General features: G+C 36.0%; 24 protein-coding genes. 10 read left to right on the forward strand and 14 right to left on the reverse strand.

The annotated features are described in order from the left end of the window. Positions 1 to 15: 15 nt before the first annotated feature. Both APB85_RS09930 and APB85_RS09935 read right to left on the reverse strand, forming a co-directional pair. The gene (locus APB85_RS09930; protein ID WP_057483206.1) at positions 16 to 720 is read right to left on the reverse strand and encodes a TVP38/TMEM64 family protein; all 705 of its coding nucleotides are present in this window, start codon (positions 718 to 720) and stop codon (positions 16 to 18) included. Positions 721 to 725: 5 nt separating this feature from the next. Then, complete coding sequence (locus tag APB85_RS09935; RefSeq protein WP_057483207.1) at positions 726 to 1,643, reverse strand: SdiA-regulated domain-containing protein; 918 nt, start codon at positions 1,641 to 1,643, stop codon at positions 726 to 728. A gap of 736 nt (positions 1,644 to 2,379) precedes the next feature. On the opposite strand from APB85_RS09935, the gene APB85_RS17315 reads away from it, so the two are divergent. Further along, positions 2,380 to 2,517 carry a hypothetical protein gene (locus APB85_RS17315; RefSeq protein ID WP_160319261.1) on the forward strand — a complete coding sequence of 46 codons (138 nt, stop codon included), beginning with the start codon at positions 2,380 to 2,382 and terminating at the stop codon, positions 2,515 to 2,517. A gap of 185 nt (positions 2,518 to 2,702) precedes the next feature. Further along, positions 2,703 to 5,006, forward strand: coding sequence for a penicillin-binding protein 1A (locus APB85_RS09940; protein ID WP_057483208.1), 2,304 nt, complete (start codon positions 2,703 to 2,705; stop codon positions 5,004 to 5,006). A gap of 198 nt (positions 5,007 to 5,204) precedes the next feature. Here APB85_RS09940 and APB85_RS09945 read toward each other — a convergent pair whose 3' ends face one another. Further along, on the reverse strand, positions 5,205 to 6,719 hold the full coding sequence (locus APB85_RS09945; protein WP_057483209.1) for a DEAD/DEAH box helicase: 1,515 nt from the start codon (positions 6,717 to 6,719) through the stop codon (positions 5,205 to 5,207). Between the two features lie 157 nt (positions 6,720 to 6,876). On the opposite strand from APB85_RS09945, the gene APB85_RS09950 reads away from it, so the two are divergent. Together APB85_RS09950 and APB85_RS09955 are read left to right on the forward strand one after the other, a co-directional pair. Beyond that, positions 6,877 to 7,575 (forward strand): Crp/Fnr family transcriptional regulator, encoded by a 699-nt coding sequence (locus APB85_RS09950; protein WP_057483210.1) that lies wholly within the window; start codon positions 6,877 to 6,879, stop codon positions 7,573 to 7,575. A 121-nt stretch (positions 7,576 to 7,696) separates the two neighbouring features. Next, positions 7,697 to 8,260, forward strand: coding sequence for a hypothetical protein (locus APB85_RS09955; protein ID WP_057483211.1), 564 nt, complete (start codon positions 7,697 to 7,699; stop codon positions 8,258 to 8,260). A 56-nt stretch (positions 8,261 to 8,316) separates the two neighbouring features. Here APB85_RS09955 and cysM read toward each other — a convergent pair whose 3' ends face one another. Then, complete coding sequence (cysM, locus tag APB85_RS09960) at positions 8,317 to 9,201, reverse strand: cysteine synthase CysM (RefSeq protein WP_057483212.1); 885 nt, start codon at positions 9,199 to 9,201, stop codon at positions 8,317 to 8,319. Next, entirely contained in the window at positions 9,201 to 9,989 is a 789-nt protein-coding gene (gene epsC / locus APB85_RS09965) for a serine O-acetyltransferase EpsC (protein ID WP_057483213.1), read from the reverse strand. Before epsC ends, cysM begins: the two co-directional genes overlap by 1 nt. A 476-nt stretch (positions 9,990 to 10,465) precedes the next feature. Here epsC and APB85_RS09970 point away from each other — a divergent pair, with 476 nt between their 5' ends. Continuing rightward, positions 10,466 to 11,677 carry an MFS transporter gene (locus APB85_RS09970; RefSeq protein WP_057483214.1) on the forward strand — a complete coding sequence of 404 codons (1,212 nt, stop codon included), beginning with the start codon at positions 10,466 to 10,468 and terminating at the stop codon, positions 11,675 to 11,677. Here the strand turns inward: APB85_RS09970 and APB85_RS09975 are convergent. The 3 genes from APB85_RS09975 to APB85_RS09985 are packed head-to-tail and all read right to left on the reverse strand — an operon-like array spanning position 11,666 to position 16,303. Continuing rightward, positions 11,666 to 13,519, reverse strand: coding sequence for a T9SS type B sorting domain-containing protein (locus APB85_RS09975; RefSeq protein WP_057483215.1), 1,854 nt, complete (start codon positions 13,517 to 13,519; stop codon positions 11,666 to 11,668). The genes APB85_RS09970 and APB85_RS09975 overlap by 12 nt on opposite strands. Before the next feature lie 18 nt (positions 13,520 to 13,537). Then, complete coding sequence (locus tag APB85_RS09980) at positions 13,538 to 14,059, reverse strand: DUF6155 family protein (protein WP_057483216.1); 522 nt, start codon at positions 14,057 to 14,059, stop codon at positions 13,538 to 13,540. Next, positions 14,060 to 16,303 (reverse strand): FUSC family protein, encoded by a 2,244-nt coding sequence (locus tag APB85_RS09985; protein WP_229792216.1) that lies wholly within the window; start codon positions 16,301 to 16,303, stop codon positions 14,060 to 14,062. Positions 16,304 to 16,622: 319 nt separating this feature from the next. Between APB85_RS09985 and APB85_RS09990 the strand changes: the two genes are divergently transcribed. Beyond that, positions 16,623 to 17,618: an NADP-dependent oxidoreductase gene (locus tag APB85_RS09990; protein ID WP_057483217.1), complete on the forward strand. Its 996-nt coding sequence runs from the start codon at positions 16,623 to 16,625 to the stop codon at positions 17,616 to 17,618. A gap of 82 nt (positions 17,619 to 17,700) precedes the next feature. On the opposite strand, the gene APB85_RS09995 is transcribed toward APB85_RS09990, so the two are convergent. The 5 genes from APB85_RS09995 to APB85_RS10015 all read right to left on the reverse strand — a co-directional run bounded on the left by APB85_RS09995 (position 17,701) and on the right by APB85_RS10015 (position 22,001). After that, positions 17,701 to 18,447, reverse strand: a complete 747-nt coding sequence (locus APB85_RS09995) for an SDR family oxidoreductase (protein WP_057483218.1) — start codon at positions 18,445 to 18,447, stop codon at positions 17,701 to 17,703. A gap of 143 nt (positions 18,448 to 18,590) precedes the next feature. Next, positions 18,591 to 19,646: an ArsO family NAD(P)H-dependent flavin-containing monooxygenase gene (locus APB85_RS10000; protein WP_057483219.1), complete on the reverse strand. Its 1,056-nt coding sequence runs from the start codon at positions 19,644 to 19,646 to the stop codon at positions 18,591 to 18,593. Continuing rightward, positions 19,646 to 20,695 carry an ACR3 family arsenite efflux transporter gene (gene arsB / locus APB85_RS10005; RefSeq protein ID WP_057483220.1) on the reverse strand — a complete coding sequence of 350 codons (1,050 nt, stop codon included), beginning with the start codon at positions 20,693 to 20,695 and terminating at the stop codon, positions 19,646 to 19,648. The genes APB85_RS10000 and arsB overlap by 1 nt, the downstream gene beginning before the upstream one ends. 66 nt (positions 20,696 to 20,761) lie before the next feature. Continuing rightward, a complete protein-coding gene (locus tag APB85_RS10010) occupies positions 20,762 to 21,094 on the reverse strand; it encodes an ArsR/SmtB family transcription factor (RefSeq protein WP_057483221.1) in 333 nt (110 codons plus the stop codon). A gap of 196 nt (positions 21,095 to 21,290) precedes the next feature. Beyond that, entirely contained in the window at positions 21,291 to 22,001 is a 711-nt protein-coding gene (locus tag APB85_RS10015; RefSeq protein WP_057483222.1) for an SDR family oxidoreductase, read from the reverse strand. 266 nt (positions 22,002 to 22,267) lie between these two features. Between APB85_RS10015 and APB85_RS10020 the strand changes: the two genes are divergently transcribed. The 4 genes from APB85_RS10020 (at position 22,268) to APB85_RS10035 (ending at position 24,653) form a co-directional block, all read left to right on the forward strand. Continuing rightward, complete coding sequence (locus tag APB85_RS10020) at positions 22,268 to 22,642, forward strand: hypothetical protein (protein ID WP_057483223.1); 375 nt, start codon at positions 22,268 to 22,270, stop codon at positions 22,640 to 22,642. A gap of 288 nt (positions 22,643 to 22,930) precedes the next feature. Then, positions 22,931 to 23,548, forward strand: a complete 618-nt coding sequence (locus APB85_RS10025; protein WP_057483224.1) for a YqaA family protein — start codon at positions 22,931 to 22,933, stop codon at positions 23,546 to 23,548. An 82-nt stretch (positions 23,549 to 23,630) separates the two neighbouring features. Beyond that, the gene (locus tag APB85_RS10030) at positions 23,631 to 24,404 is read left to right on the forward strand and encodes a DUF1206 domain-containing protein (protein WP_057483225.1); all 774 of its coding nucleotides are present in this window, start codon (positions 23,631 to 23,633) and stop codon (positions 24,402 to 24,404) included. Between the two features lie 90 nt (positions 24,405 to 24,494). Beyond that, positions 24,495 to 24,653, forward strand: a complete 159-nt coding sequence (locus tag APB85_RS10035) for a YqaE/Pmp3 family membrane protein (RefSeq protein WP_057483226.1) — start codon at positions 24,495 to 24,497, stop codon at positions 24,651 to 24,653. Between the two features lie 74 nt (positions 24,654 to 24,727). Here APB85_RS10035 and galE read toward each other — a convergent pair whose 3' ends face one another. After that, the gene (gene galE / locus APB85_RS10040) at positions 24,728 to 25,768 is read right to left on the reverse strand and encodes a UDP-glucose 4-epimerase GalE (protein ID WP_057483227.1); all 1,041 of its coding nucleotides are present in this window, start codon (positions 25,766 to 25,768) and stop codon (positions 24,728 to 24,730) included. Positions 25,769 to 25,803 lie beyond the last annotated feature (35 nt).

A 25,803-nucleotide genomic window follows, 5' to 3' on the forward strand; every position in this document is an offset into this window, starting at 1 on the left:
AATTGCCTTTACCTCCTATTTTTTACGCTTCTTTTTATCCCACCAAACGTATAAAATAAAAATAGCCAAACTAACTAAAGATCCCCATAGAAGCCCGGTTTTTAAACCATCTGTACTCTTTCCTATAATTGCTATAAAAATGGTAAGCGGGGCAATACCTACAAGAGTGGCACCAATAAAACGCCAATAGCCCATTTTTAGTATTCCTACCACGAAGCTTATGGCATCGTTAGAAAGAAACGGATTTATCCTGGTTACAATAACTGCCCAAAAGCCGTAATCTTCAATAAAATCTTCAATTTTAATTTTATTTGAAGGCCCAATTAATTTCTCAACGATCACCGGGCCAAAATAGCGTCCAATAAAATAACCAACGCTTGAAGCTGTGAAAATAGCTGCAAAAATAATTAAGCTTCCAAAAATAGGCCCATAAGCCAAAATGGAAACTACCATTAGTGCTACCGATGGGATTACAATTAAAAACATTTGTGCCACCATAGCCAGGATAAGCATAGTTGGCCCCATCCATCCAAAATTTGAAACCCAATTCGTAATTCTTTCTTCGTCATTACTGGTTAATACAGTCCAGGCTTCAGTTAAAAAATTCCGAACCCCGGGAATAAAAAAATAAGCTGCTACAAGGCCAATTATTATAATTCCTGAAACAATGAGAGGAGCTTTACTTTTTTTTACTGAAGTAGTTTCTACAGAATCAGCCATATAGTTTAATTATTTTCTAGTTTAACTCTTAAAATATTTGCGGGTTGTCTTCGGCTTTCATTAGAGATATACAAACGATTCTCTTCATCAAAATCCAGAGCTTCAGGTTGGGGAAAAGTTTCGGTATTTAAAATATGAATTTTAACCTCATTACCTTCCTCATCTAAAATGATCAATTTAGGCTGATTTCCTTCTAAAACATATAATTCTCCGGTTTTAGGGTGAAACCTAATGGCAGAAGGCCTAATTATTCTAGAGGACCTCCCTCCTACTAAATTCCTGTATATTTCATCGTTACCATCAAGAGTGAAATGCCTTCCCTTTTCCAAGCTTTTGGTAGAAAGATCAAAGGCATAAATTCCTTTAGTATCTTTTCGGTTATTATATTCTTTTACCGCAAATAGTAAGCGATTATTTTTTACATCTATTTCCAGGCTTTCTGCTTCATTTATATCTAATCCTGAAATTTGATAAGTATCAATTTTAGGAGCTTTACCTCTAAAGTTTTTAATCTCATAGATTTTACCATCGCTGCGTAGTACGTAAGCCGTATCTTGTGCAACGGCTAATCCCTCGTAATCACCAGATTCACCAAACTCTATCCTGGAAGTTATTTTTGATGTCTCTAAATTGAAAATAAAGATCACACCATCTTCATCCTGTATACAAGCCATTTCATTATTTCCTAAATAACTTAACCCGGAAATTTCATTAAGTATAGATGGTAATTCCCATTTTTCTTCAATAGTATAGGTTTTATTGCCATCATCAAAAGATATATAACTGTTGTTTTTAAAAGTCCAATATATAAGTCCGGCCAGAATAAAGATTGCAGCTATAATTCCAAAAATAATTCTATTCATTTTCATAACTATCCTAAAGTAGGTTTCTAAAATAGGTTTATTCTGAAGCTTTGCCTGCATAATTAATTATTATTAACAGAGTGCTTTAAAATTTAGCTTAAAAGATTGGCTGCAAACGGCGCTAAAACCTACTTAATTGTTAAAAATAAGTTAATTTAGTACTATTTATAGCATAGTACTGTAACAAACAAGATTCAGGACAGTCTATTAGATATAACCTTTAAAATTTATGAAATATGAAAACTTTTGAAACCATCAGCAGACCATTCTTTAATCAGGAAAAGAATAACACCAAGAAAAACTGGAGCAGTAAAAGACGCTATTTAAAATAACCTCTAAAAATTAGAAACCATGAAAACTTTCGAAACCATCAGCAGACCATTCTTTAATCAGGAAAAGAACAACACCAAGAAAAACTGGAGCAGTAAAAGACGCTATTTAAAATAATCTTTAAAAATTAGAAATCATGAAAACTTTCGAAACCATCAGCAGACCATTCTTTAATCAGGAAAAGAATAACACCAAGAAAAACTGGAGCAGTAAAAGACGCTATTTAAAATAACCTTTAAAAATTAGAAATCATGAAAACTTTCGAAACCATCAGCAGACCATTCTTTAATCAGGAAAAGAACAACACTAAGAAAAACTGGAGCAGTAAAAGACGCTATTTAAAATAATCTCAAAAAATTAGAAATCATGAAAACTTTACCGACCACCCGTCCATTTTTAAATCAAGTAAAAACCAATAATCGTAGCAACTGGGATATTAAACGTCGCTACTTTAAATCTTAAGATTATGAAAATTCACGAATATATAAACCGAAACTTTGCAAGCACCCGGGAAGCCCAATTATACGGCAAGAAACCAAGTAGTAAATTCCAGGAGAACTTTACCAGGAACAACTGGTGCTTAAACCATCAGCCTATTAGTTAATCTTAAAATAGATCCACTATGAAGTGTAATAAAACTTAGCCGGCACAATTTAATTTGTGACCGGCATTTTTTATATCTCTAAAATTCAATTTCTCTGAAAGTCTGAACTTTAAAAACTTAAATAATCTTTAAATATATAATCCTATTTGCATGGTATTTGTTTATTTGTAGCAATTAAACCTACTATGCTAAACAAGATTAAAAGAAATCCCAAAATAAAATGGGCTTTGATAGTGCTGGCAAGCCTTTTTACCATCTTCTTATTATTTTTTGCCAGTATTTATTTTGGAGCCTGGGGCGAACTCCCCTCCCCTACCGAATTAAAAGAACTTAAACAAAACAGGGCTACCGAAGTTTTGGCCAGCAATGGTGAACTTATTGGAAAGTTCTACGTTTTCGATAGGCAACCAATTACTTATAAAGAACTCCCTACACATTTAATTAACGCACTTGTAGCAACTGAAGATGCCCGGTTTTTTGAACACGATGGCATTGATAATCGAAGTCTTTTAAGGGTATTTTTTAAATCTATTTTGCTTCAGGACGAATCTGCCGGCGGTGGGAGTACCATAAGCCTTCAATTGGCCAAAAATATCTACGGGAGAAAAGATTATGGCCCATTAGGCATTGTTGTAAATAAATTCCAGGAAGCGATTATTGCTAAAAGACTGGAAGACGTATATTCAAAAGAAGATATTATCAGGCTTTATTTCAACACCGTTCCCTTTAGTGATAATACCTTCGGGATAGAGAGCGCGGCTATGAAGTTCTTCGGAAAACATACTTCAGAGATCAATCTTGAAGAAGCCGCCGTTTTAGTAGGAACATTAAAAGCTTCCCATTCATATAACCCCAGAATTTTTCCTGAAAGAAGCCGCTTGCGAAGAGATGTAGTCCTGGAACAAATGGGGAAATATGAATATTTAACTGAAGCTGAAGTTAAGGAAGCAAAGCAAAGAGAATTAGTGCTTAATTATAAGAATTACAGTCATGACAAAGGTTTGGCGCCATATTTTAGAGCACAGGTAAGAAAAGATGTAAGTCAAATCCTGGATACGCTTAAAAATAAAGACGGAAAGAAATTCAATATTTATAGAGACGGTTTAAGTGTGCACACCACCCTCAATTATAAAATGCAAACTTTAGCTGAAGAAGCTTTAAAAGAACATCTTAAAGATTTACAAAAACAGCACGAAGCGGCCTGGGGAACAGCTGCACCCTGGTTAACTAACCAGCAAATTGTAAAAGATGCCCTTAAAAAAACATCAGCCTGGAAAAGGCTCGAAAAAGAAGGGAAAAACGATAGTCAAATAATGGCGGAACTAAATAACACAAAGCCTATCGAATTATTTGATTACGACAAAGTTGAAACCAGAAATGTAAGCACTAAAGACAGTGTTGCTCATTATTTAAAATTTCTAAATGCCGGAATGTTGGCTTTAACACCTCAAACCGGTGCGGTGCAAGCCTGGGTTGGAGGGATAGATTTTGAATATTTTCAGTACGATCATGTTTCGCAAAGTAAACGCCAGGTTGGTTCTACTTTTAAACCATTTGTTTATACAGCCGCCCTGGAAAATGGTATAGAACCCTGTGAATATTTTTCAGCCAGGGAAGTAACCTATGCGAATGGCTGGACGCCTTCCAATTCTGGTAGCGATGAGGATGATCCTCATATGAATTATAACTTAAAGGAAGCCTTAAGTAAATCTATGAACACCATTGCGGTAAAAGTACTCATGGAAACCGGGATTGAAAATGTGGTAAACCAGGCTAAAGCTATGGGAATTAATTCAGAGCTACCGCAAGTACCGTCAATCGCTTTAGGAACAGCTTCTCTAAGTTTAACCGAACTAACCGAAGCCTATACTCCTTTTGTAAACGAAGGAAAAACTAGTAGGGCTTTTTATATCACAAAAATTGAAGATGGCGAAGGCAATATTTTAGCCGAATTTAAACCTGAAATCTCAAAAGATCGTTCTATTTCTGAAACCAACCGGAAGATCATGATAGAAATGATGAAGGCCACGGTAAACGAAGGTACCGCTACAAGATTAAGAACAACTTATGGTTTAAGAAACGATATCGCCGGAAAAACCGGAACAACTCAAAATAATAAAGATGGTTGGTTTGTAGGCATTACTCCTAACCTGCTTGCTGTAACCTGGGTTGGGTCTGACGATCATAGAATTGGTTTTAGAAATACCTATGTTGGGCAGGGAGCAAATTCAGCCCTACCGATTTTCGCAAAACTCATGCAAAAAATGAATAGCGAATCCGGTTTTAATGAAATAACCCAGGCGAGATTTAGACCCGTTTCCTCAGAAATTAAAGAAATGATGGATTGTGATCCTGAAAAGAGAGATGGCTTCTTTAAACGTTTATTTGGGGGCGGAGATAAAGATGAGCCGAAAAAACAGGAAAAAGAGGAAAAGAAGAAAAAGAAAGGCTTTTTCAAGCGTTTATTTGGCGGGAAAGACAAAAATTAAAAGAGACTGTTCCAAAAGTCTAAATTTCGTCAAGCTGAACTTGTTTCAGCTTCTAACTTGTTTTGATTAATAGAATATTAGAGAAAGGCATTTCTGTTACGAAAAGCAGTTAATCCAGGGAAAATCAACAGTGAATTCACATAAAAAAACCGGTGAATTTTACAATTGCACCGGTTAAATAATTTTAGATAGATATTTTTAGAATTCCTTATTGATAGCCATTCTTAGCTTTCGGGAATAATCTTCTTCTAACCAATCGCGATAATTCTTGGTACTTTTACTAATACAATAAGAGTACTGTTTAATTCTGGAAGAAATATCGTCTTTAAGTTCTTTAGCCAAAATTCGGGCATCAAAAACATCTTCAGAATTTTCTACGCACATTTTTACGTGTTGATCCATAGACCATTCTAAAACTGCTTTAGATCTTAATCCTTTTTTGATCACTTTATCGTAAGCCTCTTCCACATCAAAATCTACATCCTCGGTATTTGAAAACTGCTCTCTTATTTCCGGAGGCATCACGTATTTAAATTCTCGCTCTATTTCTTCATCACTCAATAGATTTTCAAAATAGAAATCTGGAGCTCTAAAAATTTGTTTCCAGTCTACCGGCGCACTCCATTCCCCAAATCGAGCCAGGTTATTACCCAGATCTATAACGTTGAATTCAGATTTTCCTGGCAGCACCCTGGAGCCACGTCCAATCATTTGAAAATAAAGGGTTAGTGATTTTGTGGCCCTGTTTAATACAATGGTTTCTACCGTAGGTTCATCAAAACCGGTAGTAAGAATACTTACCGAAGTTACAATGGCATCTGGGGTATGCTTGAACCATTTAAGAATATCTTTTCTATCTTGTTTACTGGTGGTATTGTCCAAATGCCGAATAGGTAAACCGGCATTTCTAAAGGTTTCATAAACTTCTATTGAAGTATTGATACCGTTATTAAATATTAGTGTTTTCTTTCCCCGGGAGCGCTCGTAATAAGCATTTAGCAGTTTTTCCTGCATGGAAATATTGGAATAAAGTTCCTCAGAAGATTTTACGGTATAATCTCCATTCATTCCAACCTTTAAACTGGTAAGGCCTACGTTATAACTATATGTATTTGCCCGGGCTAAAAAGCCTTTTTCAATAAGCGAGCCTATGGAATCACCAACGATTAATTCGCGGTAATTATCTTTCATAGGTAACTTGATATTAGAACTAAGTGGCGTAGCGGTTACTCCAAGAATAAAGCACTTTTCAAAAAATTTAAATAATTTTCTGAATGAATTATAATGGGCCTCATCTATAATAACCAGGCCAATATCCTTAATTTCTAATTTTTCGTCGTGCAAACGATTATTAAGGGTTTCTACCATAGCCACAAAGCACATATAGTCTTCCTGGTCTGGTAATTCTTTAACCTTAGAGTTTATAATCTTATTGCGCACGCCAAAACCATCCAGCATATTAGAGGTTTGCTTACACAACTCTATTCTGTGGGTTAGGATAAGCACTTTCTTTTGAGTTCGCTGAATATACTCCCTCACCATCTGCGAAAATATAACCGTTTTACCTCCACCCGTAGGCAATTGGTAAAGCAGGTTATAATGCTCAGGATGCTCATCTATCACATTAAAGATTTTGTCTATATCTTTTTGCTGATAGTCATAAAGTTCCTTATCAACTTTTTTGTCTTCTATTCCAAAGGTTTCCACCGCCATAATTTTTGTTCAAAACTGCAAGTTTGCAAAAATAGCTGATTTCTTAGGTTTAAAGAAATATTTAGGACAGAAATACGAATAAGCACCTTAAAAATGATTAAATTTAAGTGTCATTTTCCCTCCCTCCGGTAGGTTCATTTTTTCAAATTATGTGATTATGAAGCTGAAAGGAGGAGCAAACGGAATTGGTTATAATACCATAAGCAATAATATTCTTTTTAAGGATTTTGATCAAAACATCCTGTTAGATATTGCTTCAAATTTCGTTGAAGAAACCTGGCCGGCACACACTTGCAGTAATTGTTCCAACTTAAGGCACAAATTTCATATTATAATTTCTGGACGTTTAAAAGTATTCCAAACCGACAAAGAGACCGGCCGGGAGTTTACGTTATTTCTATTAATTCAGAATCAATTTTTTGATGTGATTTCTTTAGTTGATAACTGCAATCATAAGATTTATTACGAATCTTTGGAGGAAGTAAAAATGCTTTCCACTCCTACTATTACCATGCGTAAATGGTTAAAAATGTATCCCAGGCTTAATGAAAGATTACTTACCTATGTAAGTCAGCAACTCTTAAGCGTGGAAGATTACGCGGTTAATCATACTTTTTTTGATATTCCTGCCCGTCTTGCGAGGCTTATTTTAAAAAACCTTAATCATAAATCACAAAAATTAGAGTATATAAATGATCTCTCGAATGAAGAGATTGCCAATTTAATAGGCTCTACGCGGGCAGTGGTAAACAGGCATTTTCAGGATTTCAAAAAGGAAGGAATTCTAAAAATAGGTAGAAAAGAAGTAGAAGTTATTAACCTTCCTCTATTGCTAAAAAAAGCAACCAATCAATAATTAAATAAATAAGTTAAATATCGTTAAACTCTGGTTTAATGCTACTTAAGTAGTTTTACCTCGAGTAATGCTAGATTATCTTTGGTGTTCAATTATTTATTAATCTCTAAATGAAACTATTATGAAAAAGCTAATCTTAAGCTTATTGTGTTTTGCCATTGCGGGGATGGTTTATGCACAAGGTATTATTAAGCTAGACGAATTAAAGATGGAATTTAATCCTACATCTTTAGAAATCGATGAGTCTTCAAATTCCCTAACATTTAAGGTTAGCGAAGACTATATAGGGCAATTTCATGCGAACCCTTTGAAATACGCTAAACAAAACTTCAGTATTGAAGATTTTATTGAGGCCAACCAGGGTAAAGATTTTAATAAATACACCGTGACCTTTGTTACTAGCAAGGGTACTTTAAGGGTGCATTATAATGAAGATGGAGAAATCACTTCCAGCAGTCAGCGCTTTATAGATGTTAATCTTCCTTATAAATCTATTGTAGAAATTTTAAAAGCTAACGAAGGATATAAGATTATAAGTACTAAGCATTTAGCCTATTCAAAATCCAGCTGGACTCCTGATAAGGAATTTTACAAAGTAAAACTTGAAAATGGAAAAAACAGGAAAAATGTGAAAATGAATGTTAGCAGAGATGCCTCAGGCGTTGCGGTTGCTACTTTAGAATAAAACAGGGTTTTTATTTTTACTCCGGAAGTTGTGTTTATCAACTTCCGGAGTATTTTTTAGTCAAAAATATTAGAAGATAGATAACGGTCTCCACGATCGCAAACTATACTTACCACAATACCTTCCTCCAACTCGTTACATAATCTAACAGCGGCAGCAGTTGCTCCTCCACTGCTCATTCCAGCGAAAATGCCTTCTTCTGTAGCGAGCTTTTTGGTCATTGCCACAGCATCATCTTCGCTTACTTCCATAATACGATCTACCTTTTTTGGCGTAAATATTTTAGGTAAATAAGCTTCCGGCCATTTTCTAATTCCCGGAATTCGAGAATTATCGGTTGGTTGCACTCCTACAATTTGAATTTCTTTATTTTTTTCCTTCAAAAAGGTAGAAGTACCCATAATAGTTCCCGTTGTTCCCATAGAAGAAACAAAGTGGGTTACTTTATGCTTGGTATCGTTCCAAATCTCTGGGCCCGTAGTATTATAATGCGCCTGCCAGTTATCGTTATTACTAAACTGATTGATCATAAAATAATCGCCACCCGCCATTTTCTCTTCCGCATAATCACGGGCGCCTTCAATACCTCCATCGGCATCGGTAAGTGTAACTTTAGCACCATAGGCACGCATAGTTTGTACGCGCTCTATTGTGGAATTTTCAGGCATCACCAATTCAATATCTAGCTTAAAAATTCTGGCTACCATTGCAAGGGCTATTCCTGTATTTCCGCTAGTGGCTTCAATAAGCTTGGTTTCCCTGGTGATATCACCTCTATCTAAAGCGCTTTTAATCATATTATAAGCGGCGCGGTCTTTCACACTTCCGCCCGGATTTTGGCCTTCCAGCTTAAAATAAAGCTGAACCTTTGGATTATCAACTAAAGTTTGCGCTTTTACTAAAGGTGTATTTCCTATGAGATCTAATATGGAATCGTTCATTACTTACTCGTATTTTTTATATTGATTTGAGGAGTGTGGGAAACCATGGAATTTTTCGGCACAGAAGCGGTTAGCCACACATTTCCTCCAATGATACTATTGGCTCCAATAGTTGTTTCCCCGCCTAGAATAGTGGCGTTGGCATAAATAGTCACATTTTTTTCTATGGTAGGATGCCTTTTAATATTTTTTAAGTTACGATCTACATACAGTGCTCCAAGCGTAACTCCCTGGTAGATCTTTACATTATCTTCTATAACTGCAGTTTCTCCAATAACTACTCCTGTTGCATGATCTATAAAAAATGGAGTACCAATTTGAGCACCGGGATTAATATCGGTCCCTGTGAGTCCGTGGGCACACTCGGTCATTAAACGTGGTACAAGCGGAAGTCCGAATTTATAAAACTCATGACTAAAGCGGTAAATAGCAATGGCAAAAAATCCTGGGTAAGAAAGAATAACCTCTTCTATAGAATTTGCCGCAGGATCGTTTTTTGAGATCGCTTCGGCGTCTTTATTGAGTTTTTTTAAGATTCCGGGTAACATATCCAAATAATCCTGCCAAATGTCTCTACAGGGCGTATCTGGCTTCCAGCAAACCAGGTCTGCCAGTTCTTCAAAATCTTTTCCTAATTTCTTGATGTTCTCCTCTACCGGCGTCTCTTCATCAAACAACGTGTAAAAAAGATTTTTGGTAAAAGCTTCGGTTTTTTCTTTTATACTGAATTTTAAATTCGGTAGTTTTTTCTGTGCTTTTATCTTCTCTATAACTTCACTCTGACTCATTTAAAACTGCAATTTTAGAATGATATTCTTTGTTTTATTTCAAATGTAAACAATAGCAAATCAAATTGCATTTAAATTATTATAAATGCTTTCAATAAGCTTATATGATTTCTATTAGGTTTTTATTTTTTAGAAATTCAAAGACAAGTTAACAATTTCACAATTAACTAAAAACCAGATCCTTATATTCATATCTTTATTATGTTAATCAATTAAATTTAATAAAATGGCACAGCCAGGAAAACACAAAATGGAAGATGCAAAGAAGGAGCCCAAAAAACAGGCAGCACCTAAAAAGCAACCAGCCAAACACGAAAAATCCAAAAAATAAATTGGATTAAGTTTTAAATGAAAAAAACGTCAGGCCACCTCAAAAGGGTGGCTTTTATATTTTATAGGAATTTAAAGCTATTGGCTATTAAATTTTTTCTCTGTAAGCTTACCTTTGCCACTTTGAAAATTTTGAAAAACATACTTTGAAGGAATATTTTAATTTTTTAAGCGGAAATTTTAAGAAAGTTAGTTTTGGATGGTTGCTTACCTTTTTATCAAGTTTTGGCCAAACCTTTCTTGTTTCCCTATATGTTCCCGAAATTGTTAAAGCCTTTGCCATTACCGAAGGAACTTTTGGTGCCATATATGCCGGTTGTACCGTAGCGGCTTCAATAATTATGTTAAGCGTTGGCCATACCGTAGATCATAGACCGGTAAAAAAAGTTACGGCCTTTACCGTCTTGAGCCTGGGACTATCCAGTATTTTATTGGGACTTTCCTATCATATTGCGTTACTTTTCGTGGCTTTAATCGGACTTAGGCTATGCGGCCAGGGGCTAATGAGTCATATAAGCATGACCATTATCTCTAAGTATTTTGATAAAAACCGCGGAAAAGCACTTAGTATTTCCTCATTAGGATATTCAATGGGAGAAGCTGTGTTCCCAATAATTATCACGTCAATAATAGCCTTTTTTGATTGGCGCATTGCCGCAATTGTTAGTGGTGTGGCTTTATTATTATATTTAATAAGGTTGAAGTTTACTAATCTCCTGGATTTTGACAAACAACTTTCTACCGAAGGAAAACCATCTACCTGGTCGCTTCTAAAAGGTTACAAAGGTGTAGTTTTCGATAAGCGCTTTGGCATTATGATGCCTGCCAGTTTTATTTTAAGTTTCACAAACACGGCTATCTTCTTTTATCAATATGTTTTTGTGGAAGATAAAGGTTGGTCACCACAACTCTACGCTACTTTTTTCACGGTTTATGCGATTTCGAGATTTTTATTCTCCCTACTGGGTGGAACCTGGGTTGATAAATTTAGTGCTAAAAAAATGTTCAGGATTTATCTTATCCCAATGACCTTAGGTTTAATCCCTTTTGCATTAATGGATAGCATTATTGGAGCACTTCTATTTTTAATTACTGCAGGAATTACCGGCGGAATGGCAGGCACAGTTAAAACTTCTCTTATTGCCGAAATTTACGGAACCGAAAAAATGGGCGCCATAAGAAGTGTGTTTACGATGTTTATGGTAATTAGTACTGCTTTAGGTCCTTTGCTGGTTGGATTTATGATTGATGGTAATTTCGATTTTAGTACTATTATCCTTCTATTATTTGCTGCGATGCTATTAATTAGCCTAAACTCACAACGAATAAAGAATATCACAAAAGTCTCAACGCTTTAAACTAAAGGATCCTATAAGGGTTTTAAAACCCTCAATTATAATGTGATACCAATAATCGTTAGATGGAAGAGCGCGGCTTTCTAAGGTACCATTCCAATTAAAAGTTTCCCCTGTTCCCGCTTTTAATAATTTTCCATAACGATCAAAAATTCTTATTTCTGAAGAAGGAAAATATTCGAGCCCGTGTATGCTGAAGGTATCATTATAACCATCCCCATTAGGTGTTATAAATTTTGGAATCACAATATGAGGAAATTCCCTGGTTACCGTATTACAGGCAGAAAGATCACGCATATAAATCGTATAAATTCCACCGGGAACAGCAGTGAATATATTTGAAGTTTGATAAGAATTACCGTCTAAAGAATATTCAAAATCCCCTTCATTCGCAGGAGTTACAATAATATTCCGCAAATCGGAATTCACGCTTTCAATCGCCGCAATATCTACCTGGTTAACTTCAAAATTCTTCGCGGTAGAACAACCTTCGGCAGTGGTAAGAATCACACTATAATTCCCGGGTGTATCTATTTCAATTTCTTCTGTAGTCTCGCCGGTAGACCATTCGTAAGTAAGTCCCGCCAAACCAGCCTTCAGAATAAGATTTCCACCATTACAAAGCTGTAAAACTTCATCATCTACCTGCGGACTTTCGTTTATAGTAAAATTAATAGCTATTCTTGAACTGGGTTCACACTCAAAGCCTTCATTAATAGCTTCAACATAATAAACCCCTTCTGATTCTGGTAAATAGGAATCGGTATTTTCGGCGATAAGGTTATTATTTTCATCATACCAATTTGCGGTTTCATTTTCTTCAACTTCTACACTCAATTCAGGAATTTCCTCGTCGCTACAAATACTAACATTGCCATCACCTTCCGGTGGATTAGGAGTCTCTAGAATATTTACAGTAAAGATCTCCGAGACAGAACTGCATAAATTAGTGTTTAAATTCACTGGATCTTCAGCCACTTTTACCCTAAAATATCGAGTTGTATTTAAAGCTGAAGTATTGTAAACTTCATCATTTTCACCCGGTATATCGCTCCAATTTTCATTATCATTACTTTCCTGCCATTGGTATGCGTGTGAGTTGTATACCGAAAAATCTGGCGTAGCTTCAAGGCTAAGACTTACCGGAGCATCTTCAGCACAAACGTCTAATCTGTTAATTCCATTTTCTGAAGTTACTGTAGTAAGATCGCCGCAAGACCTAAAGATTATATCATCTATAGCCAGGTCATTTCCGCAGCCGCCTTCTCCATTATTAAACATTTTAAGAATAACTTCCTCCTGCCCTGGTTCAGTTTGAAAAGTAAGCGCATATTGCTCCCATTCGGGGGAATTTAGCGAGGGAATATTCTCGGTGTTTCCTTCTTTTAATAAATTGGAATCGGTTTCGTCCCAAATCTCAAACCGAACATTTATAGGAATTCCTCCATTTTCACAAACCATACTGGACCTATCGTAAACATTCATTAAAAAAGCTGAAAACTCATAAGTGGTATTTTCGCAAAGTCCGGAAATCTCTGTTCGGTAAAAACGGCCGGAATTGAATGAAGCATTTACAATTAAAGCATTACGGTTAGAAATCGTATTAAGTGGTAAACTCGAATGCCAGGAAGTAATAAAATTCCCGATCTGGTTGGATACCGTATACTCCCCATCTTGAGGATCCTGGTTTACATAGCTATAATTGGTAGTGCCTAACGGAAGTTCTGTAGCGGCTTCAAAATCTTCGTGAAAAATGGGATCGCCCTTACTGCCTTCACAAAAACCTAGCTGGGCATAACTGTAATTGCAAAGAAGAAGTAAAAAGAAAAGAAGTGAAAATCTCATTTTCTCAAAAGTACGTAATTACGGTGCATCCTGAAATTGCATTTCAATTTTTTCAAACCTGTAAGCATTAGGCCAGTTCTGGCTTTCGGCTTCGGCAGCAATTTTTAGAATTCTAAGTTTGAATTCTGCTAAAATTCCTTCCTTCAGAATAAACTTCACGGCTTCTTCAAAAGATTTGAATATACTTTTACAGAAAGCCTCTTTTAAATTGCTTTTTTCCTCAGCAAAGGTTTGGGCAATTTCAATATTGAAAAGCATTAGATCTGCGGTTAAATGCGGTTCTACACCAAGTTGCTTAAAATGTTTGATTTCTTTTTGCGCAACAGATCTTCGGGCTTTTGGTTTACGCCTGGTTTCCGGAAAATATTCTTTAGAAATCTTTAGTTTAGACTTTCGCATTAATTCTTCTTCCCTTGGATTAAACACAAAATCGTAAAAAACTTTTACAGGCTTAAAACGCTCATAGAGATCTACGATTTGCTCCTCCAATTGTTCTTTGTCTAAATCCTGGAGGTATTTTTTTAACTGGCGTTTACTCATTTAGCTGAATTTTGTTTTCGCTATGGTTTTTTGAAGATTTTCTGAAATTTCTAATAACCATTGTACCTGGCTGCTCACCAGTTGCGCTTCCTGCAATCTCAGTTGTACATCTCTTTGATCATTTTCGGGCTCTTCTTTTAATTGATTTTCCCTTTCTGCAAGTAGCTTTTTATAGGTTTTAAGTAAAGCTGAAGCCGCCTTTTCGGTTCGGGCAGGATCAAGGTCTTTTAACTCCTGAGTGTCTTCGAGACCTTTTTTAGCATTTTCCAGGTTTGTACAAATATGAGAAACAAAAATCTCGAAATTTTTGGAAGCAGCTGTAGTTTTATGGTTTTGAATAAAGGTTCCCAAAGAAGCCAAAGCCGAAAGGAAAGTTTGATTTAAGCCCACAATTTTATAAAGTTGGCCCAATTCTTTTTGTTTGAATTTTGGCTCCTGTGTCATTCTTTGAAAAGACGCGCTTAAATTCCCCATTTCCAGAAATGCTTTTTTCCTTGAAAGTTTATAAGACGTTGGTAAAGTTCCTTTCTCGTGGTAAAAATTATCAATTTCTTCCAGGTATTTTTTATTTGCGCTAATACTTTCTTTAATCACACTCTTAATGTGTTGTGACTCCCAGGCCGGCCACAGCAGAAGATTTCCCAGGGCAGCCAGGCCGGCTCCCAAAATAGTATCTATAACCCGAAACTGAATTACATTGAAAACATCTGATTTTAAAAGCGAGTAAATAAAAATAATACTTAGCGTAATAAACACCGCCGCGGTACGATAATTTCGTTGTAATAATGAAAAAGCCAGCGTAAGGGAAAACAACCCAAGAATACCATAAACAACCTGGTTTTTAATTACAAAAACAATTCCCAGGGCAATTACAGCGCCTATTAGTGTTCCTACAATTCGCTGTTTAGATCTATCTTTGGTAAGTCCGTAATTAGGACGCATAATCACTACGATGGTAAGGATTATCCAGTAAGCGTTTTCAAATGAAAAATATAATCCGATGCTAAACCCTATTAAAACTACAATGGCAAGCCTTAGAGAATGTTTAAAAATTGGAGAACCAAAATTAAAGTTCTCTACAAGTAGTTTGGGGTCATAATCCTGCGGAGTGATAAACTGTGAAACTTCTTTATTTTTTAATAAACCCGGTTCCCGAGTATCTAAATTATGTAAAACCCTTACTATGGTATTGATCTTTTGTCCCTGTTTTTCTAAATAATCGAATAGATTTTGAAGTAGAAATGCCTTTTCGGTATTTTCTGAAGAAATAAGCATGCGCACTTCTTTAAAGTTTTCTTCTATTCCTCTTAAATACTCCCGAATTTCTTTGGTGGAAGATTCTTTCTTCTTCTCAATAATTACCGAAATTTCATCCAGCTGAAAAGCGATCTTTTTAATTAGTTTTTTAAAGCGTTCCAGTAATTCCCGGTCTTCCCCCAGGACTTCATCCATCTTTTTATAATCTACCGGATTGGCCATCGCCAACTCTAAAATATCTACCAATTCTATAAAAATTAGCAGTCTTTTACGCGCATAATTGGAATTCCCGGAAGCACGCCTGGCGGTAATGAGTAAATTCCGAAGACTTTCGTGTTTCTCATTAAGATCACTTTGAAGTAGAAATAATTCTTTCTGAAGTTTTTCTCTTTCGGCGGTTTCGGTAAGTAAATGCGCCCTTGTTTTCAGGTATTTGGCAGTTAGCTCCAGACATTCGGCTAAAAGTTGCTCCGTATGGTGTTTCGGGTTTATGGAAGTCCAAAGATTACTCAAGAGTAAATACCACAAACCGCCACCTGTAATAAGAAGGCCTCTTTCCCACGGAAGAATTTCAGTAGAGATATTCGCAAAACTCAATACAATGGCGAATAAACCAGCAAAAGCCACCAGGGAAGCTCTAAAACCATAAACAGCCAAATAGGCAATGCCGAACATTAAAAGGCCTAAAAGTGGCAAAACCAGCCACAGGTATGCCGAAGCATAAGCCATAATTACAGAAACAATTCCGGCAAGTGAGGCTGCTATAATTACTCCAATATTTCTGTGTCTAAAACTTCCGGGGATATCACTGGGTGAACTTAATAAAGCGCCCATTGCCAGGACGGTGCCTATCTCAAAATTTCCCAACCAAATAAAAATTCCAACGGGTGAACCTATAGCCACTGTAAGCACCATAGCTTTAGAAAAGTCAGTGCTTCTTAGGTATTTGAGGAATTCCTGCCAGTAATTAGGGATAATATTGGGCAAATCTTATGCTTTTATTTCGGTAAAGTTACGGTGTATTATAGATTATCAACCAATACTTTAAGAAATGATAACATTTGCTCGATAATCGAGACTTAAATACGGCAGGACCTATCTAAATATCATTTCCATCATTCCGGCATTTGATGCTTGTTCAGAACTAATTTTTAAAAAATTCATTATAGTTCTTATTAGAGGTAATGATTTTAAGTTTAAATTAATAAATGTGAGTTGCAGGGTTCTGATCTTCGCAGTAATTTAAACAGTAAATGAAATCTCGAAATATAAAATAGGAGATCAATAAATTAAAATAAGATTTAAGATGAATAAGAGCATACTATTAAAAAACCGACCAAAAGGAAAGCCAGCGCTTTCAGATTTTGAAATTATCGAAATTGAAAAGCCTTCACCTAAAGATGGAGAAATTTTATTGCAGACGAAATATATTTCGGTAGATCCTTACTTACGCGGAAGAATGCGTGATGAAGAATCTTATATTCCTCCTTTTGAATTAAACAAGCCCATAGAATCTATGTTGGTTGCTGAAGTTATTGAAAGCAAAAACAAGGATTTTAAGACTGGAGATGTTGTGAGCGGAATGTTGAAATGGGAACTTTTTCAAAAACACACGGGTGAAAATTTGAATAAAATTGACACTAATTTGGCCAAACCAAGTGCCTACCTGGGCATTTTAGGTTTAACCGGTCTAACCGCTCATTTAGCATTGAAACATATTGGAAAACCTGAAAAAGGAGAAACTCTTGTTGTTTCAGGAGCCGCCGGTGCCGTAGGAAGTGTGGCCGGACAAATTGGAAAAATTAAAGGCTGCAGAGTTGTTGGAATTGCAGGAAGTGATGAAAAGATTGATCATATAAAAGAGAAATTCGGCTACGATGCAGGGATCAATTATAAAACCACAGACAATATGCAAAAAGCCATTGAGAAAAATTGTCCCAATGGCGTAGATGTTTATTTCGATAATGTAGGTGGTGAAACCCTGGACGCAGTAATGATGAATATTAATCGTTTTGCCCGAATTATAAATTGTGGTGCGATTTCTATTTATAACGAAAAAGGTATGCCAACCGGACCGAGACTTGAAGGTATTATGATCAAAAAAAGTGCTTTAATGCAAGGCTTTTTAGTGCGTAATCATTTTGAAGAATTTGAAAGTTCTATTAAAGAATTAGCAGGATGGTTAAATGAAGGAAAGCTTAAATACGATGAAACTATTGTAAAAGGTTTCGATAAAACTCCGCAGGCATTTCTAGATCTTTTTGAAGGAAAAAACACCGGAAAAATGGTGGTTGAAATCTAGAACATTTAAAAAAGCAGACCTAAAAAAAAGCGTGTTTGGCAATTCTTCCAAACACGCTTTTTTAATTGATAAGGAGCTTAATTTATTGCTCCTGTTCTGTTGGCATGATATATACATCATTAATGTTAGCTCTTTTAGGCTGACTTAAAGAATAATAGATTGCTTCAGCAATATCTTCTGCCTGTAGTGGAGTTAACTCTTTAAACATTGGCTCCATATCTTTCTTGATCTCATCATCGGTAATGGTATCTGTTAATTCTGTAGACACAAATCCTGGATCTATTGAAGTTACGTTTATTCCGTAATGAGGAGCTAATTCTGCTCTAAGTCCTTCAGTAAACATTTTTACCGCTGCTTTGGTAGCGCAATAAACAGCTCCACCAGGGTAATATTTATGTGCTGCACTAGAAGAAATATTAATAATATTTCCGCTTTTTTGCTCCATCATAGTTGGTAGCACTGCAGAAACACCATTGGTTACTCCTTTAATATTTACATCTATCATCTTATCCCACTCATCGGTATGCAGATTCTTAACGTAAGAAAGTGGCATTAAACCGGCGTTGTTTATAATTCCGTCAATGCTTCCAAATTCTTCTAAAGTTGAGGAAACAACTTTTTTAAAATCTTCTTTGTTAGTAACATCTGCCGGAACAACTAAAGCCATTCCACCATTTTTAACGATCTCATCTTTTAAAGAATTTAATCTATCTTCACGGCGTGCACTTAATATAACATTAGCGCCTTCCTGAGATAATTTTTTAGCGGTAGCTTCTCCAATTCCACTAGAAGCACCGGTTATAATAATTGTTTTTCCTTTAATACTCATAATCTAATTTTTTTTGGTTTTACTCAAAATTAATGCAGAGTATAGTAACCACCCAGCAATTTTAGATTTTTAGTATGGGTTTAACTGCATAGGCTAACATGCATCAATATTTGACTCTAAAAGCTCTTAAAAAATTGGGAAAATTAGTCTTGTAAATACTCGGTGATTTCTTTTACGGTAGCCCGGGCACTACGTCCCACGCCAATTAAAGTAGCAGAAGCGTAGCCGGTCCACCCACCATAACCCACTAACCAAAGTCCGGTAATATTATTAGCTCTGGTTCCATCTGTTTTAATTTTACCCTTAGCATCTGGTTCCACCAATTTGTTTAAATGATCTGTAACATAATGAAAACCGGTACACCAAATTATAAGGTCAAAATCCTCTTTTGTTCCATCTTCCCAAATTACGCCATTCTCGGTAAACTCGGTGAAACTCCCTTTGGTTTTAAGCACGCCCCTTTCCCGGGCTTCCTTAACTGTGGGCACCATAAGGATATTACCAAGGTTATAAGCTGCGGGATCAAATTTCTTTCCTTCTTTTTCGGCTTTATATTTTGCAGTGGCCACATTAAAAAGTACTCTGCCATCTACATCGTCTGGCAAATATTCGGGATCTTTTAAAGTTGCCCAACTGGTATTCGTTACTTTAGAAACTTCGGCTAAAATTTGTGCTCCGGAATTTCCTTCCCCAACAATAAGCACCTTCTTATTCTCAAGCTTATCGGTATTTTTATATTGAGCTGAATGAATTTGTTTTCCGCGGAAAATATCTATTCCTTTTACTTTCGGAATAAATGGCGCTTTCCAGGTTCCGGTTGCTGAAATTACTGTTTTTGCTGAAAAATCTCCTGCTGAAGTTTTAAGCTTAAAAACACCTGATTCTTTTTCTACATTTTCAACTTTTACCGGACGCTTCACCGGAAAATCATAACGTTCTTCGTACTTGCACAAATAATTAATTACGTGATCCTTGGGCGGAAATCCATCCTCGTTCTTAGGCATTAACCAACCGGGAAGCGAAGACTGATCTGCCGGAGAAAAAAGCCGCAAAGAATCCCAGGTTTTTTGCCAGGCACCACCACAGTTTTCCTGCTCATCAAGTATTAAATAATTCAGTTTTGTTCGTCTTAAATAATAAGCACAGGCGAGTCCGCTTTGGCCGCCTCCAATTATTATAACGTCGTAAACTTCAGCCATTATGCTAATTTTTCTTTAGGATAATATTTCTGTTTCAACCAAAACGCTACACTTACTAAACCAATTAAAACCGGAACTTCAACCAAAGGCCCAATGACTCCTGCAAAAGCCTGGCCGCTATCAATTCCGAAGACAGCAATTGCTACGGCTATGGCAAGTTCAAAATTATTCCCGGTTGCGGTAAATGAAATAGAGGCATTCTGCTTATAACCTGCACCGAAATATTTAGAGACAAAAAAGCTTATAAAAAACATCAGAATAAAATAAACTACCAGCGGAATAGCAATTAAAACAATATCTACCGGGATCTCCACGATGGTTTCACCTTTTAGGCTAAACATCACTAAAATTGTGAACAAAAGCGCAATAAGCGTTAGCGGTGAGATTGCCGGAAGAAATTTTTCTTTATACCAGGCTTCGCTTTTGGCTCTAACTAAAATAACCCGACTTAAATAGCCCGCCAGGAATGGAATACCGAGATAAATAGCAACGCTTTTAGCAATTGTACCAATAGAAATGTCTACAATAGCGCCTTCAAACCCAAAATATGGCGGTAAAACGGTGATAAAAATCCAGGCATAAAAACTATAGAAAAACACCTGAAAAATGCTGTTTAAAGCAACCAAACCAGCACCATATTCGCTGCTTCCTTCCGCGAGATCGTTCCATACTAAAACCATAGCGATACAACGGGCAAGGCCGATTAGAATAAGTCCAACCATATATTCGGGATGATCCTGGAGAAAAATTATGGCGAGAAAGAACATTAAAATGGGGCCTATAATCCAGTTTAGTAATAAGGAGACACTAAGAATTTTTACATTTTTAAAAATCTTAGGTAAATATTTATAATTCACCTTGGCTAAAGGCGTATACATCATTAAAATTAAACCTATGGCAATAGGGATATTTGTTGATCCAACGCTATAGGAATCTATAATCCCGGCACTTTGTGGCATATAATAGCCAATGGCTACCCCTATAAACATTGACAGGAAAATCCATACTGTAAGATATTTATCGAGGAAATTCATCTTTTTTCGAGCCATAACAAAAAGAATTTTTTATTCTATAAGTAAGATTTGAGTTGAAATTTTGGATACCCAGTTATTGCTTTAGCAACACTCATCGTTAGGAGAAATATTAGAATCAAGAAAAGTGGCAAAAAGTTCTTTGACATGGTTCCATTTTTCAGGGTTTATACAGTAACAAACCCGGGTTCCTTCTATATCTCCTTTTATAAGTCCTATGTTTTTCAGCTCCTTTAAATGCTGTGAAATTGTAGGCTGCGCCAATCCCACTTCCTGAACCAGGTCGCCGCAAATACAGGATTTTGATTTTATAATTTCCTGTAGAATGGCAATTCTGGCAGGATGTCCCAGAACCTTAGCGATTCCCGCCAGTTCGTTTTGCAAGGGGCTAAATATTTCCGATTTTGTAAGACCCATTTTAATTGTTTATTGCAATATTACGATAAAAGAAATGATAAAAAAAGAGGCTGTCTGGAAAGTTCATAAAATTGTCCTCCTGAATTTATTTCAGGATATAAAATGTTTATAGTTAAAACAAATTAGAAGCTGAACCAAGTTCAGCTTGACAAAAATTATACTTTTCAGTCAGCCTCAATTTATGTTATTTAAAAAATTATTTTTTAGGTGGTTGCGATGGTCTTACCTCTATCTTACTTGGTAAGGTACGCTTATTCATTTTTAAAAGATCTACCACTAATTCCCCAATATCTTCGGGTTGAATTTTCCAGGCATCTTCTGCATTTGGAGTGTGATCGTTAAAATGAGTAGCCACAGAACCCGGCATAATGGTACTTACATTAATTCCTTTTTGTCTAAGATCTAACATCACCGCCTGGGTAAAACCTGTTAAGCCAAATTTACTGGCATTATAAGCCGCTCCTCCTGCAAAAAAGTTAGTTCCCGCAAGACTGGAAATAGTAATAAGATATCCTTTAGATTTTTCTAAAGCAGTTAAACTGGACTTTACGCTATAAAAAACTCCTGTTAAATTGGTATCTATTGTTTCCTGCCATTTCTCTGGAGATAATTCGTCTATAGATCCAAAATGTCCAATTCCAGCATTGGCCACCATTACATCAAGTTGCCCAAATTTATCTATTGCCGCCTTTACGGCTTTTTCCTGACTTTCGTAATTTCTAACATCAGCTTCAAGACCTAAGGCGTCAGTTGCGTTTAGTTCTTTAGCGGCTTTTTCAGCAGCATCTTTAGAACGGCTTGTTATGGCTACTTTCATTCCCAAATCTAAAAGTGATTGGGCCACGCCGTATCCAATTCCTTTACTTCCACCGGTTATAAATGCAACTTTTCCTTTTAATGAACTCATAGTATTTTTTATTTTTTTGATTGAGTTAAAGCTACTAAACAATGTAATTTTGCTGAAATCTATAGAACTAAGATATTGTTAATTTTAATCGAACTGGAACAGGCGGGTTTGTCGCCCATTATTTTTCGGTTTAAATAATCTTTATTACGATGCCCATGCTTATTACCTAATTGATTTGCACTTAATTTCTTTGTTAAAATGTTTTATAAAACCACGAAAGCAGTACATTTGCAAAAAATAGTATAACCTGATTAACTTATTTTCTCTTGAATAATATTAAAGCCCAAAAATTACTCAATAAGATTCAGCGTGATTTAATGCGCAACGGAATTATTACCAACACTTTGGTAAACGACCTGAAAGAATTAAGACCCCTTGTAGTAGAAGAAGGGCAGCCTTTACTGGCTAAAGTGATTAGGTTAACCTATGAACACGTAGAAGCTTACGATTCTTTTAATATCGCCATCCCCGGGGATGATCCGGTAGAAGAAGGAGAAGAAGCTCCGGTACAGGAAGAAACAACCGGGCAGGAAAGCCTGGATTATTTACTTTCGTTAATGGCCGACCCTTCCAACCGTGTAAATGAAATTGAATTGCGTGAATACGTAAACGCATTCAATGAATATGCTGAAGAAAATTAGATCGTAACTTTTAAAAGTATTGCGGCCTGATATTTGAAAGATATCGGCATAACATCTTATTGAAATATCTAGATAAGAAATAACTTTTTGGGGTAATCCCACAAGACGCTAAGTTGAGATAACTAAAAGATTCGGCATATATGTCGAGACATTTATATCTCACTTAGTAAGTAAATTACTTCGGAGCAAGCTCTCGAAGCACTATTATTGAAAAATATAATTTGATTTCGAGGCGAGCCTCGGAGCGTTCAATCTCGATTATCGAATAAATTGCTAAAGGAGAATTTGATGAAGAAAGATGCGAAATCTAAAAAGAAGTCGCGCATACGCTTGTTACACCAGTATTATAGTTATACCGGTTTTTATAGTTTTGTCTGGAAAAGCGTTAAAAAGGCAATTTTACCTATCGTTCTATTTATAGCTGCACTTTGGGCTATAGATAGGTATGTTCTTGATATAGAACAAATGCTGATTACGGTTACCGAAACTTATTCTCCATTAGGTATTATTAGTGTCTTCTTTGCTTCAGAATCCTTACTGGGATTAATTCCGCCAGAATTATTCATCGCGTGGTCCGGTAAATCTGCAAGTCCTATTCTATACCTTTCTTTATTAGCGCTTGCCTCCTATTTAGGTGGAGTCATATCTTACTTTATGGGAAGATGGATGACCAAAATTCCTGCAGTACACGAAGCTATTGAAGTAAAAATGGCGCAGCATATTAAAAACACTCGAAAATGGGGTGGATTTCTAATTATTGTAGGAGCTTTATTACCTATTCCTTTCGCAATGACGAGTATTGCGGCGGGTATTATCAAATTTCAATTCCCCAGTTATTTAATGTTTGGTTTATTACGCTTTGTGCGTTTTTACCTTTATGCATTGGTGATTTTTGAAATGGTCTAAAAGTTTAAACTTTTCCCAAGTTTTCTTCTGTCTAAGATCAAAATCATAATTTTAAGCAACTAACCTTAAAATTATATTTAATATGGATTCTAAATTGAAGAAAATGGCTCGCGTTGGCTATGTTGCCAAAGCTACCGTTTACGGGATTACGGGAATACTTACCTTTATGGCCGCTTTTAATATGGGCGGGCAAAAATCAAGTAAATTACAGATCATTGAATTTTTAGAAAAGCAACCTTTTGGTAATGCTTTACTTGTTTTAATTGGCCTCGGCTTACTATGTAATGCAGCCTGGAGATTTATTCAGTCTTTGAGTGACCCTGAGAATATTGGAGATGACAAAAAAGGCAAGGGTAAACGAGTAGCATACTTTATAAGTGCTGTTATTTATTTAGGTTTATCTGTTTATGCCTTTATGACGCTGATAAACGCCGGTTCTTCTAGCGGAAGTTCTGGAGGCGGACTCACAGGAACTCTTGGGGTTGTAGTTTTTGCAGTAATTGGCGCCGGACTGGCCATAGCCGGTATCTTTCAGTTTAAAAAAGCGAAAACCAAAGAGTTTTTACAAGATTTTGGCTATGATTCTATTAGCGATGAAAAGAAAAGAAAGACCATTAAAAATACCGGTTATCTTGGCTTGATTGCACGTGGAATTATCTTTGCCGTGCTGGCTTATATCTTTATAAGAGGAGCCCTGGCATCAAATACTTCAAATATGAAAGGTACTACCGATGCATTTTCATTTTTACAGGAATCACAATATGGCTCATGGTTAATGGGAGTAGTAGCTGCCGGTTTTGTTTGTTATAGTATTTATGTTTTCATGCTGGTCAGGTATAGAAAATTTAAAGCATGATGTTTTGTTAAACCCCTACCAAGAACTCGTTAAAACTAATTATTGGACTGATATTTCTATGTAATTTCGATTGAAATAACCAATAAAAAAATAATTATGTTAACGATCATTTTGAATATTCTATTACCGCCATTAGCCGTATTTATGAAACACGGTTTAGGCGTAACCTTTTTAATAAGTTTATTACTAACCGCGCTAGGATGGATTCCAGGTGTAATTCACGCTTTTATTGTGAATGGTACGCGGTAAGTTATAAGGAAGGCATAAAAAAGGTCTGGAGAAATCTCCAGACCTTTTTTTATGTTTAAAATTTAATGATAAAACTAATTATCTTCTTTTTCTCTTCTCACCACTTCTTTTTGCCAATCCCAGGCGCTTTTTAAAGCTTCGTCTAAATGCTTTTCAGTTTTCCAACCCAATTCTTCGTTGGCCTTTTTGGTATCGGCGTAGGCGGCAACAATATCGCCTTCTCTTCTACCTACAATTTTATAAGGTAGTTTTTCTCCTGTAGATCGCTCAAAAGAATTAATAACTTCTAATACCGAACTTCCTTTTCCTGTTCCAAGGTTAAAAACTTCAAAATTCCTCTTTTCCCTATTTTGTTGAAGTCGTTCTAAAGCCACCACGTGGGCTTTTGCCAGGTCTATAACGTGAATATAATCACGTATACAAGTACCATCTTCGGTTGGATAATCATCTCCAAATACCGAAAGTTCTTTTCGTTTTCCAATGGCGGTTTGGGTAATAAAAGGAATTAAATTTTGCGGAGTTCCTATGGGTAATTCTCCAATTTCTGCACTTGGGTGGGCTCCAATAGGATTAAAATATCTAAGGGAGATCGCTTTAAAATTCTTATTTATTTTAGCCGTATCAGTGAGGATCTCCTCCCCTATTTGCTTAGTATTTCCGTAGGGAGATTCAGCTTTTTTAACCGGTGCATTTTCGGTAATAGGCAAAGTATCGGCCTGGCCATAAACGGTACAGGAAGAACTAAAAATAAAATAAGCATTATCTTTTTGCTGTAATTCCTGAAGCAAATAAATTAAACTAGATAGGTTGTTTTCGTAATAAAGCAAAGGATTTTCAACACTTTCACCAACCGCCTTAGAAGCAGCAAAATGAATTACCCCTTCAATATCGGGATATTTTTCAAAAAAATCTTTTACTTCGTTTTTATTACGAAGGTCTATATTTTCAAAAGCCGGGGTCTTTTGTGAGATTTTAGTAATTCCCGCAAGCACATCTATAGAAGAATTAGACAAATTATCTATAATCACTACTTCGTGACCTTTTTCCTGAAGTGCTACCACCGTATGAGAACCTATAAAACCAAGTCCGCCGGTTACCAATATTCTAGAGCTCATTTTTTATCTTTTAATTTCATTGCAAATTAAAAAAA

Source organism: Salegentibacter mishustinae, from assembly GCF_002900095.1.
Taxonomy (GTDB): Bacteria; Bacteroidota; Bacteroidia; order Flavobacteriales; family Flavobacteriaceae; genus Salegentibacter; species Salegentibacter mishustinae.

Excerpts from the sequence above, each read along its gene's own strand:
- APB85_RS10015 (WP_057483222.1), bottom strand. The coding sequence starts at position 22,001 with ATGAGTTCATTAAAAGGAAAAGTTGCATTTATAACCGGTGGAAGTAAA.
- APB85_RS09995 (WP_057483218.1), bottom strand. The coding sequence starts at position 18,447 with ATGAGTATTAAAGGAAAAACAATTATTATAACCGGTGCTTCTAGTGGA.
- APB85_RS09980 (WP_057483216.1), bottom strand. The coding sequence starts at position 14,059 with ATGAGTAAACGCCAGTTAAAAAAATACCTCCAGGATTTAGACAAAGAA.
- arsB (WP_057483220.1), bottom strand. The coding sequence starts at position 20,695 with ATGGCTCGAAAAAAGATGAATTTCCTCGATAAATATCTTACAGTATGG.
- APB85_RS09940 (WP_057483208.1), top strand. The coding sequence starts at position 2,703 with ATGCTAAACAAGATTAAAAGAAATCCCAAAATAAAATGGGCTTTGATA.
- APB85_RS09955 (WP_057483211.1), top strand. The coding sequence starts at position 7,697 with ATGAAAAAGCTAATCTTAAGCTTATTGTGTTTTGCCATTGCGGGGATG.
- APB85_RS10030 (WP_057483225.1), top strand. The coding sequence starts at position 23,631 with ATGGATTCTAAATTGAAGAAAATGGCTCGCGTTGGCTATGTTGCCAAA.
- APB85_RS09990 (WP_057483217.1), top strand. The coding sequence starts at position 16,623 with ATGAATAAGAGCATACTATTAAAAAACCGACCAAAAGGAAAGCCAGCG.
- APB85_RS10010 (WP_057483221.1), bottom strand. The coding sequence starts at position 21,094 with ATGGGTCTTACAAAATCGGAAATATTTAGCCCCTTGCAAAACGAACTG.
- epsC (WP_057483213.1), bottom strand. The coding sequence starts at position 9,989 with ATGAGTCAGAGTGAAGTTATAGAGAAGATAAAAGCACAGAAAAAACTA.
- APB85_RS09935 (WP_057483207.1), bottom strand. The coding sequence starts at position 1,643 with ATGCAGGCAAAGCTTCAGAATAAACCTATTTTAGAAACCTACTTTAGG.
- APB85_RS09950 (WP_057483210.1), top strand. The coding sequence starts at position 6,877 with ATGAAGCTGAAAGGAGGAGCAAACGGAATTGGTTATAATACCATAAGC.
- APB85_RS09975 (WP_057483215.1), bottom strand. The coding sequence starts at position 13,519 with ATGAGATTTTCACTTCTTTTCTTTTTACTTCTTCTTTGCAATTACAGT.
- APB85_RS17315 (WP_160319261.1), top strand. The coding sequence starts at position 2,380 with ATGAAAATTCACGAATATATAAACCGAAACTTTGCAAGCACCCGGGAA.
- APB85_RS09930 (WP_057483206.1), bottom strand. The coding sequence starts at position 720 with ATGGCTGATTCTGTAGAAACTACTTCAGTAAAAAAAAGTAAAGCTCCT.
- cysM (WP_057483212.1), bottom strand. The coding sequence starts at position 9,201 with ATGAACGATTCCATATTAGATCTCATAGGAAATACACCTTTAGTAAAA.
- APB85_RS10000 (WP_057483219.1), bottom strand. The coding sequence starts at position 19,646 with ATGGCTGAAGTTTACGACGTTATAATAATTGGAGGCGGCCAAAGCGGA.
- APB85_RS10025 (WP_057483224.1), top strand. The coding sequence starts at position 22,931 with ATGAAGAAAGATGCGAAATCTAAAAAGAAGTCGCGCATACGCTTGTTA.
- galE (WP_057483227.1), bottom strand. The coding sequence starts at position 25,768 with ATGAGCTCTAGAATATTGGTAACCGGCGGACTTGGTTTTATAGGTTCT.
- APB85_RS09945 (WP_057483209.1), bottom strand. The coding sequence starts at position 6,719 with ATGGCGGTGGAAACCTTTGGAATAGAAGACAAAAAAGTTGATAAGGAA.